This window comes from Branchiibius cervicis, assembly GCF_042661605.1.
GTDB classification, from domain to species: Bacteria; Actinomycetota; Actinomycetes; order Actinomycetales; family Dermatophilaceae; genus Branchiibius; species Branchiibius cervicis.
Genome location: NZ_JBHSWJ010000002.1, coordinates 1,302,167 through 1,315,852, shown reverse-complemented (window position 1 = coordinate 1,315,852; position 13,686 = coordinate 1,302,167). Strand labels below are relative to the sequence as shown.

Below are 13,686 nucleotides of genomic sequence, written 5' to 3'. Positions count from 1 at the left end.
TCGCTCAGTTGGCCGGCGCGTGCAGCACCGGCACGAACAGTTCGGCATCGGTGAGCGAGCCGTGCTGACCGACGAGTTCGAGCAGCACCGGTTTGATCGTCCGCGCGTCGTAGACACAGCCGTTCGAGCGCATGGCCACCAGGACGTCGCCGATCCGGTCGCGGACGGCGGTGTCGACCCGGCCGAACAGGCCCGCCGTGATCGCCTCATCGCGGGTAAGAACCCACGCGGAGCCGGCGAACCGGTCCCGCCACGTCGTCGCGACATCTTCCGCGGCACCGGGCACGGTGTAGAGCTGCAGGGCGCGCGGCTCGCCGCCGGTGAGATGTACGCCGGCGACCAGTTCGGGATCGGCGGATAGATCGATGCGATCCTCGAACGGCACATCGACCATGCCGTGGTCGGCCGTGACCGTCAGCGACACGCCGGGTGGCAGCGCGGCCGCGAGGCGCGCTAGTTCGGCGTCGACCCGTTCGAGTTCTTCGACCCACTGCAGCGAGCCGCATCCGGTGGTGTGCCCGATCCGGTCGATGTCGCCCCAGTACAGGTAGACCAACGATCGACCTTTGCCGCGCACGGCGGCGAGGGTCAGGTCGACGCGTTCGGACAGCCGGTAGGAGCTGAGGACCTTGGCTCCGCGCAGCGCGGCTTTGGTCAGACCGGAACCGTCGAAGTAGCCCGCGCCGACCATCGTGACCTCGATGCCGTCGCGGCCGGCGATCTCGAATGCGGTCGGATTCGGTTGCCAGGACAGCGAATCCGGGCCATCGATCCAGTCCAGCTCGTTGAAGAGCAGATCCCGGGCCGGGTCGCGGACCAGGTAGCCGACCAGGCCGTGCCGACCGGGCGACAATCCCGTGCCGAACGTGCCCATGCTCGTGGCGGTCGTGGCGGGGAACCCAGCGGTGCCGGCCTGGTCCGCGCCCGCCGCGAGCAGACTGCGCAGGTACGGCGCGTGGCCGCTGCGGGTGCGCAGGAGCTCCAGGCCCAGACCGTCGAGCAGGACGACCACCGCGGACCGTGCCGGTGGGAGGGTAGGCGACAGCTCGGCGTACGTCGGGTGGGCGACCCCCAGCGACGCCACGACCCGGGGCAGCACCCCGGCCAGATCGCTGGCCCCGTAACCGGGGACGGGCAGGTCGGTGCTCAACCGGCCAGGGCGGACGACAGGGCCGCGGCGAAGCGGACCGCTTGTTGCAGCACCGCGTCGCCGTCCGCGTCGGCGCTGACCCGCAGCGCGACGTCGTCACCGGTGATGGTGCCGTCGTAGCCGTGGTCGGCTTCGCAGTCGGGGTCGGCGCAACTGGCGGGTAGCAGGTCGACCCGGGACACGGTGCCCCAGCCGATCGTGACGGTGAGTTCACGGCCCAGCGAGCCGGGTTCGTAGTTCTCCGGGTCGGCCACGACATGGGCCAGCATCACGCCGCGCACGGCGGACAACGGAACCGTCTCGGTGGTGGCGGTCGCGAAGGACCCGGCGCCTTCGGTCTCGGTCGGCCCGTGATCATCGGTATGGGCCAGCACCAGCCGGGTGGGCGTCAGGATCAGCACGGTGATGTGCCGGCGGACCGTGCTGGCGTCGAACGTGGTTTCGCAATGGACCAGGTGGGACACCACCTGATCGCCGCCGAGCGCCGCGGCCACCACGTCGCAGACCAGCACAGGGTAGTACCCGGCGTTGCCGATGTCATCGACCAGTGCCTTGGGCAGCGATGACGAGGTGACCTGACGTGTGACCGACATGTCGGCCATCCTCCCACCTCGGACCCACGGTGGGACGCGGGCGTGTCGATCCGCCACGCGATCAACCGGCGGACAACGCGCGCCGCCCGGTGTCCTGGCGGGACTGCGGGGGCGCGACCGAGCACTGAGCGTCCAGCACATCGATACCGCCGGCATGGGTGTTGACCGGGCTGAGCCGCAGCGAGGCAACCTGCGGCAGCTGATCGGCCAGGACCGCCACCCGCGCGATCAGATCCTCCAGCGCCGGCCGGTCGATGGCGCCGCCGCCTCCGACGTTGTGCAGCAGGGGCTGCGCGCACCGAGCCGATGAGGTCACGCACGTCGCCGGTGGTCAGCGGCGGGATCCGGTAACCCACGTCGCCCATCTCCTCAGGGGCGCCGCTGATCGCGAAGCGAAGGACGGGGCCGAAGAGCGGGTCCTCACCGGACTCGATCACGCAGGCCACGCCCGGGGTGGCCATGTGCTGGACGACCAGTTGTGCGTCCCCGGTGGGCGAGAGTGCCTCGTGCAGCGCGGTCCACGCGTCCCGGACGGCGACCTTGTGCCGCAGGTCCGCGCGCACCGCCGTGATCGTCTGGCTGCGCACCCGCGGCGACACCGACTTCACCACCACCGGGTACCCGATGTCCTTGGCTGCCGACTCCGCCTGCGCCGCAGACGCCACCGGCCGCGCCGGCCACAGGGTGATGCCGTACGCCGCCAGCAACTCGCCCACCTCCTGCGCCGTGAGGTCGCGACCGTCGGGGGCCTCCTGCAGCACCCGGTCGATCACCGCGTGGGCCGCGTCCGTGTCGATGCCCTCCGGAAGCACGAGGTCGCCACGGTCGGCATTGGCCCAGTCACTGCGCTGAGCGGCCAGGGCCACGGCCCGAACGGCGTCCTCCGGCAGCGGATAGGCGGGCACGACACGGCGGCTACCATCCTCCAGCGTCCCGGCCGCGAGTGATTCAGAAACGCCTTGGACGCCGAGGATCGTTGTCACACAGGGTTTTTCGCTGATCGAGCTGACTTCCGCCAGCATGGCGGCCACCTCGCGACCATCGCCCTGCTGTTGGCGCATGAAGTTGGTGACGACAGCGTCGACCGAGGAGTCGGCGAAAGCGTCGCGTAACGCCTCGCGCAGGTCCTCCAGGGCCGACTCGGCCGGCAGGTTCACGGGCCCGCGGGTGACCTCCAGTCCGTGACTGACCGCGGTGTCGGCGGCGATCGCGCCGAGTGCATCGGAGTTGCCGACGATGGCCACCCGCCGGCCGCGCGGCGCCGGTTGGTGCAGCAGCAACTGGGCCACGTCGAACATGCGGTGCAGATCGTCCACCCGGATGACGCCGGCCTGGTCGAGCATCGCCTGGAACGCCCGGGGGTCCGCGTGGGTGCCGCGCACGCGGTGACCGGCGGGCACGCCGTACGACGAGGTGCCCGGCTTGATCACGATCACCGGTTTGCGCTCGGACAGCCGACGCGCGATGCGGGAGAACTTGCGGGGGTTTCCGACCGACTCGAGGTAGAGGCCGACCAGCGTCGTCTCGTCGTGCTCGATCCAGTACTGCATCACGTCGTTACCGGAGACGTCGACCCGGTTTCCGGCGTTGACGAACTGGCTGATGCCCAAACCGCGCAACTGGGCGAAGTCGAGCACCGCCACGCCGAGAGCACCGGACTGGGAGAAGAGGCCGAGGCCGCCGGGGTCCGGCAGGCGATCGGCCAGGGAAGCGTTCAGCCGGACCGGTGTCTCCGCGTTGATCAGGCCGAAGGAGTTGGGCCCCAGCACCCGCATCCCGCCGTCGCGCGCTCGCCGCAGGAGTTCCCGCTGCAACCGCACCCCTGCTCGCCGGCCTCGGCGAAACCCTCCGACAGCACCGTCACCGAGCGCGCGCCGAGGGTGGCGCAGTCGTCGATGACCGCCAGCGTCGCGCCGGCGGGTACGGCGATCACCACCAGATCGACCGGCTCCGGCAGATCGGTGACCCGCTGGTAGATCGTGACTCCCGGAATCGACTGGTGCACCGAGGAATTCACGGCATAGAGCGTGCCGGTGTAACCTCCGTCGGCGACCTGCTGCCACACCCGGCGACCGAGTCGGTCCTGCTTCTCGCTGACACCGACGACCGCCACCGACTGCGGGGTCAGCAGGGCCTTCAGACTGGTGGCCTCCGCACGCTGCTCCCGGGCCACCACGACCTGGCGCGAGGCCGACGTGGGCTCGATCGGGAAGGACAGGGCCACGACGCCGTCTTCGAAGGCCCGCTTCACGGCGTACCCGGCCTCGGTGAACACCGACAGCATCTTGATGTTCTGCGGCAGTACGTCGGCGACGAATTCCTCCACGCCGAGTTCGAGGCCGATGGCGGCCAGGTGCTCCAGCAGCACCGAACCGACCCCACGACCCTGGAAGGAGTCGGCGACGTTGAAGGCGACCTCGGCCTTCCGGCCGTCGTCGAACCGGTCGAACCGACCCACGCCGACCAACCGGTCACCGCTGCGCAGCACCAGGGCCACCCGGTTGACGTAGTCGACGTGGGTGAACCGGTGCACGTCCTTGTCTGACAGGTGTTTCATCGGCGCGAAGAATCGCAAGTAGGTGGACTCGGGCGACTGCGCGTCGTGGAACGCGCGCAACGCATCCCCGTCGGAGGGTTTGATCGGCCGCACCTGGGCCACCGAACCGTCCCGCAGGACGACGTCCGCCTCCCAGTGCTGGGGGTAGTCAGTCATCGCTTCTCCCCCGCCGGATCGACATAGCGCCACGTAACCGCATCATCCCCACTGGTCCAGTATCCCGAGGCGGTGCGAGGAATGGCGTAAAGCGTCGAATCACCGCTGGTCATCACGTCGTCGAAACCGGTCGCCGACGACGGAGCCGTCTTCGGCGGCGCGAAGGACCGGCCGGCGTCCTCAGAGCGCACCAGCGCCGCGTATCCCCTGGGTACGAAGCCCACGTCACCGCGTGGACCGCCGCTCGCGGCGACCAGTACGGCGGGATCCGGTGCGGCCAGACTCACCTGGCCGATCGACGGCAGCGTGAGCGCGCCGACGGAGGCCACCGACCAGGATCCGCCATCGTTCTCGGAGCGGATGACGGTGTACGACGTGCGGTCACCTACCGCGACGGGCGCGCACACGGCGTACATCCCTTTTCCGGCCGCCACCCCGGTCAGGGCGCCGATGCCGGTCCCGCGGCAGGCGGTCGGTGCCTTCATCGGCGCCAGCGCACTGCCCTTGACCGCATAGGCGTCGAACGGTCCGGTCGGGCTGCCGCTGAGTTGCACGAATACCTGGCCGTCGGATTGCACCAGGGATGCCGAGCTGACGGCGATGGTCGGGACCAGACTCGCCGTCACGGCGGTCACCGCGTTGTCCGAGGGTTTGATCAGACTCAGATAGACCGGTCCGGTGCAGGTTCCTTGGACGCAGCCGTCGGACGCCAGCACCGCGACCCGGTTCTTGCTCGCATCGACCGCCACGTCCAGCACGGTCTGACCGACGTGCGGCATCCGGGTGAACGTCTGTCCGCGGTCGCGGGTGAGCCACAGATCACCGCCGAAGACGTACCCGCGCTGCGGATCCAGGAACCGGGTCTGCGTGACCGCACGGTCCGGCTGCACCGACGGCACGAAATCGCCTCTGGCGCTGGAGGTGTCGGCATCACTGAAGGTCTGCACCGAGTTCCAGGAGGTCCCGTCGTCCGATGAGCGCAGCAGGACGGGGCAGACGTCGTCGGAGCAGTTGGCGGCGCCCAGGGCGAACAGCGACCCCGAACCGGCATTGGACAACGACCAGCTGCGAAGGCCCGGTGGCACGGGCTCGGGAGGTTGTGGGCTGGGGGTCTCGACCGGGGGCTGGTCACGTCGGTGCCGGAAAAGACCTGCCCGGGGTTGACCGCCTCGCCACGCCGGACTTGCCCGCCCAGCGGGTGCAGGGTGAGGGCGTAGACCGCCAACGCGACGACCATGAGACCGAACGCGACCCCCAGACCCACGGAGACACCGCGCCACGGAATGCGCCCCTGGTGCGGGGACTGACCGGCAGCCTCGGCGACCGGCTGATCGACGATGGGCTCCGGCACGTTGCCCAGGGTAGTCCGCACCTCTGGCCGGCCGCCGTGATACGAGTGGCATGTGGAACTCAAGGACGCAATCCGCAAGCGGCGGATGATCCGCAACTACGACCCCGACCGGCAGGTGCCGACGCAGGTGCTGGCCGAACTGGCCAGACTGTCATTACGCGCCCCCAGCGCCGGGTTCAGCCAGGGCTGGGATTTCGTGGTGCTGCAGGGTAGCGAGCGTGACCCGTTCTGGGACGCGATGGCCAGCGAGAACTGGCCCGGCTCGTGGCTCGCAGGCGTACGCAACGCCCCGACGTTGATCGTGTGCCTGTCGGACAAATCGACCTACCTGAAGCGCTACCAGGAGAAGGACAAACCGTTCCAGGACGGTGAGGACAAGCACTGGCCGGTCTTCTACTGGGACGTCGATACCGGAATGGCGGCCATGTTGATGCTGCTGCTGGCGGTCGATGCCGACCTGGGCGCGCTCTTCTTCGGGGTACAGGTGGAGGATCTACCCGCCGTACGTGCAGCGCTGGCCATCCCCGAGGATCGCAACGTCGTCGGCGTGGTCGCCCTGGGCTATTCCGCCGAGGACAAGCCGACCGGGAGCCCGCGCAAACGGGCGCGCCGCGGGGTCGATGAGGTGTTCCACTCCGGGCGGTTCGGCGCGCCCTTCGCGCCGGCGCCCTGACGCATCGCCCGGTTTCTGGATCGGGATCCACCTCGCCGCGAGAATCCGGGGTGAATCCCGATCCGAAAGTGGCCGGGCTCAGGCCACCAGCGACGGATCGAGTTGCGCCAGGCTGGTCGCGCCCGCCAGGCCCATCGCGTGCCGCAGCTGCGCAGTGACCTCGTCCACGACGCGTTCGGCGCCTGCCTGACCGTCGGTGGCCAGGCCCCAGATCACCGGCCGGCCGAGGAACACCGCACTCGCGCCGAGGGACAACGCCGCCAATGCGTCTGTGCCGGAGCGGATTCCGCCGTCGACGACCACCGGGACCTGCCCCTCGACCGCAGCCACCACCTCGGGCAACGCACGCGCGGTGGGTAGGGCGCCATCCAGTTGGCGCCCGCCGTGGTTGCTCACCCAGATCCCGCCTGCGCCCGCTTCGACGCAGCGGATCGCCTCATCGCCGCGCAGGATGCCTTTGACGATCACCGGCAGCCCCGACTCCTTGGCCAACCACTCGATCGTGTCGACGGTGATGCCGGCGTCCTGGTCGATGAGCTCCCAGATGTCGGCGACGCCTTCGTGCGGTAAGTGCTGGGCGACGTTGGCCAGAGCCAATTCGTCGGTGAGCGGCAGCGGGCGGGCCGTGCCCGTAGGTGGGACATATCCGACGTACGGCGTGTCCCCCGTGAGCACCAGCGCGCTGGCTCCCGCGTCGCGCGCTCGCCGTACCGTTGCAGCAGTGATGCTCGGGTCCCGCATGACGTAGACCTGGAACCACCACGGCCCTTGGATGACCGCGGCGACGTCTTCCAGCCGCGTGGTGGTCCGACTGGACAGGACCATCGGCGCACCGCACGCGAATGCCGCTGCGGCAGTGGCAAGTTCGCCCGCCGGCGTATAGAGCTGGTGGAATGCGCTGGGGGCGATGCCGATCGGCGTACGCCAGGTCCCGAACAGTTCGAGATCAGTCTCCACCCGCCGTACGTCCTGCAGGACGCGAGGCCGGAAGCGGTACGTCCGCCACGCACCGGCGGCTTCGCCGACGGACACGTTGCCACCGGCCCCTCGACTGACGTAGTGCCAGACGTCCGGGTCCAGCACCTCTCGCGCGGCAGCCTCCGAGCTCCCCTCCACTAGTGACATCCCTTCCCCGTTCCGGTCCCTACTATCGAGCCTATGACGACACGACCTGTTCGCATCGGTGTTCAGCTGCAGCCACAACACGCGGAGTATGCACAGATCCGCGACGCGGTGGCCCGCGTCGAAGATCTCGGCGCCGACATCGCCTACAACTGGGATCACTTCTTTCCTTTGTATGGCGAACCCGAGGGCAAGCATTTCGAGTGCTGGACGATGCTCGCGGCCTGGGCGGAGCAGACCAGTCGGGTGGAGATCGGTGCACTGGTGACCTGCAACAGCTACCGCAACCCCGAGCTGCTGGCCGACATGGCCCGCACCGTCGACCACATCAGCGACGGCCGTCTGATCCTGGGTATCGGGTCGGGCTGGTTCGAGAAGGACTACGACGCGTACGGCTACACCTTCGGTACGGCGGGCGGCCGGCTCGATCAGCTGCGTGAGGATCTGCCGCGGATCGAGTCCCGGCTGGGCAAACTGAACCCGGCGCCGACCCGCAAGATCCCGGTGCTGATCGGCGGCGGCGGCGAGAAGAAGACGCTGCGCCTGGTCGCCCAGCATGCCGACGTGTGGCACACATTCGTGACCGGCGAAACCCTGGATCACAAGATCTCGGTCCTGAAGGGGCACTGCGAGGCGGTCGGGCGCAATTTCGAGGACATCGAGATCTCGCTGGGTGTGCCCAACGACGCCGGTCCCGCGACGGAGATCGGCCCGAAGCTGCTGGAGCAGGGTGTCACCCAGTTCACCGTCGGCACCGGCGGCCCGGACTACGACCTGACGCGGGTGCAGGAATTCGTGGCCTGGCGCGACAGCCTGTAGACACTGGTCGGGGCCAGGGTTTGGTAGCGGATTGACAACCGGAGCGACGGAGGTCGTCAATCCGCTACCAAACCCTCGCTGTCCGTTCGCTGCCTCGATCCGTGGCAGACCTCGCCGTAGTCGCTTGCGCGCCACACGGCAGGCGGTCAATCGAACACGAAATTCGGCGCAGCTCGCGATAGCCAGGGACGGTCCTGCTGCCAGGAATCCGCGTCAAGGACCTGCAGCGGCAGCAGGGCCAGACGTTGGCCGTCGTCGAGGTAACCCCACCGGAATCCCAGGACGGGCAGAACCTTGCCGTCGGTCCAACGCGCCGGTGCGGCAACGAACCAGGTTGTCGCCTCCCAACGGAGACGGTCCGCGCCGTTGCGGTTGTTCGCGGGAGCGTCGTACATCGCGGCGGGATATCCGGAGGCAAAGAACGGCACTCCCGCAGACCGAAATACTTCGGGTACATCGAGTTCCCGCTCGCGATCGACGCGATCGGCAACCGTCCGTTCGGTGTCCACCCACTGGATGAAGGCACTCGCTGTGCGGTACCCCTGTCCATCGAACGACGCGACCCGTGCAGCAAACGTCGGATGTGCAAGGGCGAGCCTCGGGTCGAATTCCGCTTGATCGAACATGTCGAAGCCCGAACGTTCCAGGGAGGCATTCACGGCGTAGTCGACCTCGAGCACTCCGGTGCGCCCGTTCAGCACGAACGGCACGGCGTGCACTGCAGCCGCGCCGAAGGACTCGGCCGCCTGTTGCGCCCACGCGGTGACCGGTTCTGGCAGGGCGTCGCATGGGAACCAGCCGACCGCATCAATCTCCTCGTCGTCCGGGCTGACCGGCTCGGGGCGTTCATCCCCTTTGAACCGGCCTTCGAAGAGCAGTCGGATCCCGTGCAGGTCCGTGGTGGGACCAGTGGCTACCGCGGAGTGCACACCGATCGGCTTACCGATGGTCGGGGTTAGCCCGGTCTCCTCCTGGCATTCCCTCGCGGCCGCTGCGGCGGGGTCCTCGCCGAATTCGACGCCGCCGCCGGGCAATGTCCACTGGCCGCGAGCCGGCCCTGAACTGATCTGGTGGCTGAGCAGGATCTTCCTGTCCCAGACGCACACGGCATACGCACCGACTCTGACGGCGCGATCAGCAGTCACTCGCGCAGTCAACCATAGGCCCGTGCTTCTGATGGAGGAGGTCTGGTAGTGGATTGACAACCGCAGCGACGGAGGTCGTCAATCTGCTACCAAACCTTCCCGCCTGCGCCCCGCCCGGCGGCCAGTGCGTGTCCCTCGGCAGGCGACCACTCGGCGTACGGGAAGATGGGCGGGACTCATCGCACGCGCAAGGAGAACCCGGCCCGGATGGCGACCAAGAAGAACAACGACGACGGCTTCGTCCCCGACGACCAGCAGCACATCATCGACATCGACGTCGAGGACGAGATGCAGACGGCGTTCCTGGAGTACGCCTACAGCGTCATCTACGCCCGGGCGCTACCGGATGCCCGCGACGGGTTGAAGCCCGTACAGCGGCGGATTCTCTATGCGATGACCGAGCTCGGCCTGCGCCCGGATCGCCCGCACGTCAAGTGCAGCCGGGTCATCGGCGAGGTGATGGGTAAGTACCACCCGCACGGCGACACCGCGATCTACGACACGATGGTCCGGATGGCGCAGCCGTTCACCATGCGGCTGCCGCTCATCGACGGGCACGGCAACTTCGGCTCGCTGGACGACGGCCCGGCGGCCAGCCGCTACACCGAGGCCCGCCTGGCGCCCGCAGCGCTGCTGATGACGCAGAGCCTTGATGAGAACACCGTCGACTTCGTCCCGAACTACGACGAGCAATTCATGCAGCCGGCGGTCCTGCCCGCGGCCTATCCGAACCTTCTGGTCAACGGCGCCGCCGGTATCGCCGTCGGGATGGCCACCAACATGCCGCCGCACAACCTGGTCGAGGTGATCGGCGCTGCCCGGCACCTGATCAAACACCCGGACTGCTCGCTGGACGATCTGATGCGCTTCGTCCCCGGTCCGGACCTGCCCATGGGCGGTCAGATCGTCGGGCTGGAGGGCATCCGCGATGCCTACCTCACCGGTCGCGGCACCTTCCGCACCCGGGCCACCGCTCGCATCGAGGACATCACTGCCCGCCGCAAAGGCATCGTGGTCACTGAGCTGCCCTACCTCGTCGGCCCGGAGAAGGTCATCGAGAAGATCAAGGACCTGCACAGTTCCAAGAAGCTGCAGGGCATTTCGGACGTCAAGGATCTTTCGGACCGCAACAACGGCCTGCGCTTGGTCATCGAGGTCAAGAACGGTTTCAACCCCGAAGCGGTCCTCGCCAGTCTCTACAAACTGACGCCGATGGAGGAGTCGTTCGGCATCAACAACGTTGCGCTCGTGGACGGTCAGCCGCAGACGCTCGGGCTGAAGGACCTGCTCAAGGTGTACGTCGATTTCCGGATCGACGTGGTGCGCCGCCGCACCCAGTTCCGCCTCGACAAGCGTAAGGACCGGCTGCACCTGGTCGACGGCTTGCTGCTGGCCTTGGTCGATATCGACGAGGTCATCCAGGTGATCCGGACCAGCGACGATGTGGGTACGGCGCGCACTCGGCTGATCGACGTGTTCGACCTGACCGAGGTGCAGGCCAACTACATCCTCGACCTGCAGCTGCGCCGCCTCACCAAGTTCTCCCGCATCGAGCTGGAGAAGGAAGCCGAGGAGCTGCGCCGCGAGATCGAGGAGCTCGAGGCCATCCTGGGTGACGAAAACCGTTTGAAGGCATTGGTTTCCGGCGAGCTGGCCGATGTGGCCAAGGCGCACGGCACGCCGCGCCGCACGATCCTGCTGGAGTCGGCTGGCACGCCCGCGGCGATCGACACTCCCCTGGAGGTCGCGGACGACCCGTGCTTCGTGTTGCTGTCCTCCACCGGTCTGCTGGCCCGCACGACCAACGTGGACCCGCTCGCCACGGAAGGAAGCCGACGAAAACACGACGTGATCACCGGCGCTGTGCGTACGACGGTGCGTGGCGAGTTCGGCGCCGTCACCTCCGCGGGTCGTGTCGTGCGGCTGTCGGCGTTGGAGTTGCCGACGCTGGTCCCGACCAACGACCCGCCGGCGCTGGCCGGTGGCGCGCCGATCGGTGCGTACGTCGACCTGGCGAAGGGCGAACGGATCCTCACCCTGTGTTCGGTGCAAGCCGACTCCCCGGCCTGGCCCTCGGCACCAAGGACGGCGTCGTCAAGCGCGTGAATCCGGACTACCCGGCCAAGGATTCCTTCGAGGTCATCACTCTCAAAGAAGGTGACGAGGTCGTTGGTGCCGTTGAATTGACTACGGGCACAGAGGAACTCGTGTTCATCAGTAGTGACGCCTCTCTGCTGCACTTCTCGGCCGCTGCCGTGCGGCCGCAGGGCCGTGCCGGCGGTGGCATGGCCGGCATCAAACTGGCCGCCGGGCAGCGGGTGGTCTTCTTCGGCGCCGTGAACGACGAGGCGACGGTTGTCACGATCGCCGGGTCGTCCGGCGCCCTTCCCGGGACCGAAACCGGCTCGGTCAAGGTCACCCCGTTTGCGGAGTATCCCGGCAAGGGTCGGGCGACCGGCGGGGTCCGTGCGCACCGGTTCCTGCGTGGAGAGGACGAACTCATCCTGGCCTACGTCGGAGCACCGCCCGTGCGTGCAGCAGCGTCGTCCGGGACGCAGGTCGCCCTGCCGACCGAACCGGGCCGCCGCGACGGCAGCGGAACTCCTGCGGCGGCACCGATCGCAGCGTTGTCGTCGACCGTTCTGCCCGGCGTGTCTGCGCCAGCGGAGGACGAGTGAGCTTCGCCGCGGACTCCTGCTCAGCACAATGGGACGACGCCGGCCTGCCCGCTCTGGGCACCGCATCCCGGGCTGCGTTCTGGGTGGCCCTGGAGCAGAACGGTCCGTGGGGTCGCGAGGCCATCACTGAATCACACCTCGATCCAGGGGTGGGATCGGCTCTGGCGCAGGCATGTTCGGACCACGGCGGCCGGCTGCTGCTGATCCGCCGTCCCGGTCGCCATGTCGACGCCGGCACTGCCGAGCCGACCGTGTTGATCGCCGGCGGCTTGGCGACGGACCCGTGGTTGATCGTCGGGTCAGTTGACGACCCGTCTCAGTTGCTTCGGACGCCGTGGCCGCTGCTGGCCGGCGACGACCCCGATGCCGTCACCGAAGTGCTCGACACCTTCGACGAGACCCGTGACCCGGCGCTGCTGATCTGCACCAACAGCAAGCGGGACGTCTGCTGCGCCGTGCGCGGCCGGCCCATCGCGTTGGCGTTGCAGGAGCAGTTCCCGGGGCAGGTGTGGGAGTGCTCGCATACCGGCGGCCACCGCTTCGCGCCCACCGGGATCGCGTTGCCGTCGGGGCAGACGTATGCACGACTGACCACAGAGTCTGCCGCCTCGATCATCCCGGCCGAGCGCAACGGCGAGATTCCGGCGGAACTCAATCACTCGGCGTACGACCGGGGCCGTTCGGTCCTCAGTCCCCCGGCGCAGGCAGCGGAGTCCGTTGTCCGCCAATCGATCTCGGAGACGTCGCTGCGTGCCTTGAGCACCGAACTGCAGCCCGACGGCGACGGGTGGCGCGGTCAGGTCACCCATCGGGACGGGCGGAGTTGGCCGGTGGACGTACGTCGTATGGCTGGCCCGGAGCTCAAAGACTCCTGCCTGAAGGTGGCTAAGCCATCGTCCTTCTTCGAGGTGTTAGTCGCCGGTTGAACCGTCGATGGACTCCCGGATGAGGTCCGCGTGCCCGTTGTGCCGCGCGTACTCCTCGATCAGGTGCAGCATGATCCACCGCAGGGTGAACGGCTGACCCGTGCGCCGGTCCGCGCGCTGCGAAAGCGTGTCCAGACGCTCAGCCCGCATACATGCCGCGATGGCGCGATCCGACCGCTCCCGCGCCCGCAGCACGAACATCCGCAACTGCATCGGGCTGTCACTGGTGGCACTGTGCCAATCCCAGTCCCGGTCCGCCTCCCAGTCCGCCGACGCCCACGGCTCCGGCATCTGTGCGCCAAGCAGGATGTCCTGAAACCAATAGTCTTCAACGAACGCAACGTGCTTCATCAGGCCGCCAAGCGTCATCTCTGACGGGGCGAATCGCGTGTTCAACTGCACTTGCTCCAACCCATCGACCTTCATGAGCAAGGTGTCTCGGTGGTATTGCAGGAAGCCCAGCAGGGTGTTGATCTCAGTGCCCTGCAGCGGCGGAGCGGTGCGCGGATCGGTCAT

At 68.2% G+C, this 13,686-nt stretch carries 10 protein-coding genes and 2 pseudogenes; 4 read left to right on the top strand and 8 right to left on the bottom strand.

Annotation, left to right across the window (positions count from 1 at the left end; translation table 11 throughout):
* Positions 1–4: 4 nt before the first annotated feature.
* The 5 genes and pseudogenes from ACFQBT_RS06980 to ACFQBT_RS06960 all read right to left on the bottom strand — a co-directional run bounded on the left by ACFQBT_RS06980 (position 5) and on the right by ACFQBT_RS06960 (position 5,541).
* Positions 5–1,150: an alkaline phosphatase family protein gene (locus ACFQBT_RS06980; RefSeq protein ID WP_377821460.1), complete on the bottom strand. Its 1,146-nt coding sequence runs from the start codon at positions 1,148–1,150 to the stop codon at positions 5–7.
* Positions 1,147–1,743, bottom strand: a complete 597-nt coding sequence (locus ACFQBT_RS06975; protein ID WP_377821458.1) for a DUF5998 family protein — start codon at positions 1,741–1,743, stop codon at positions 1,147–1,149. The genes ACFQBT_RS06980 and ACFQBT_RS06975 overlap by 4 nt, the downstream gene beginning before the upstream one ends.
* Before the next feature lie 320 nt (positions 1,744–2,063).
* A pseudogene (locus ACFQBT_RS06970) lies at positions 2,064–3,518 on the bottom strand (acetate--CoA ligase family protein); the annotation flags it as partial.
* On the bottom strand, positions 3,485–4,456 hold the full coding sequence (locus ACFQBT_RS06965) for a GNAT family N-acetyltransferase (RefSeq protein ID WP_377821456.1): 972 nt from the start codon (positions 4,454–4,456) through the stop codon (positions 3,485–3,487). The pseudogene ACFQBT_RS06970 and the gene ACFQBT_RS06965, both read right to left, overlap by 34 nt.
* On the bottom strand, positions 4,453–5,541 hold the full coding sequence (locus tag ACFQBT_RS06960) for a beta propeller repeat protein (RefSeq protein WP_377821454.1): 1,089 nt from the start codon (positions 5,539–5,541) through the stop codon (positions 4,453–4,455). Before ACFQBT_RS06960 ends, ACFQBT_RS06965 begins: the two co-directional genes overlap by 4 nt.
* Positions 5,542–5,859: 318 nt before the next feature.
* Between ACFQBT_RS06960 and ACFQBT_RS06955 the strand changes: the two genes are divergently transcribed.
* Entirely contained in the window at positions 5,860–6,480 is a 621-nt protein-coding gene (locus tag ACFQBT_RS06955) for a nitroreductase family protein (RefSeq protein WP_377821452.1), read from the top strand.
* 78 nt (positions 6,481–6,558) lie between these two features.
* Here ACFQBT_RS06955 and ACFQBT_RS06950 read toward each other — a convergent pair whose 3' ends face one another.
* The gene (locus tag ACFQBT_RS06950; protein ID WP_377821451.1) at positions 6,559–7,605 is read right to left on the bottom strand and encodes an alpha-hydroxy acid oxidase; all 1,047 of its coding nucleotides are present in this window, start codon (positions 7,603–7,605) and stop codon (positions 6,559–6,561) included.
* A gap of 33 nt (positions 7,606–7,638) precedes the next feature.
* On the opposite strand from ACFQBT_RS06950, the gene ACFQBT_RS06945 reads away from it, so the two are divergent.
* Entirely contained in the window at positions 7,639–8,421 is a 783-nt protein-coding gene (locus ACFQBT_RS06945) for an LLM class F420-dependent oxidoreductase (RefSeq protein WP_377821449.1), read from the top strand.
* 146 nt (positions 8,422–8,567) lie between these two features.
* Here the strand turns inward: ACFQBT_RS06945 and ACFQBT_RS06940 are convergent, their stop codons facing one another.
* Positions 8,568–9,566, bottom strand: coding sequence for an NUDIX hydrolase (locus tag ACFQBT_RS06940; RefSeq protein ID WP_377821447.1), 999 nt, complete (start codon positions 9,564–9,566; stop codon positions 8,568–8,570).
* A gap of 207 nt (positions 9,567–9,773) precedes the next feature.
* On the opposite strand from ACFQBT_RS06940, the pseudogene ACFQBT_RS06935 reads away from it, so the two are divergent.
* Positions 9,774–12,244 (top strand): annotated as a pseudogene (locus ACFQBT_RS06935) (DNA gyrase/topoisomerase IV subunit A).
* Positions 12,241–13,170 (top strand): sucrase ferredoxin, encoded by a 930-nt coding sequence (locus ACFQBT_RS06930; RefSeq protein ID WP_377821445.1) that lies wholly within the window; start codon positions 12,241–12,243, stop codon positions 13,168–13,170. Before ACFQBT_RS06935 ends, ACFQBT_RS06930 begins: the two are co-directional and overlap by 4 nt.
* On the opposite strand, the gene ACFQBT_RS06925 is transcribed toward ACFQBT_RS06930, so the two are convergent.
* A complete protein-coding gene (locus ACFQBT_RS06925) occupies positions 13,156–13,686 on the bottom strand; it encodes a DinB family protein (protein ID WP_377821443.1) in 531 nt (176 codons plus the stop codon). The two genes, ACFQBT_RS06930 and ACFQBT_RS06925, sit on opposite strands and share 15 nt — an antisense overlap.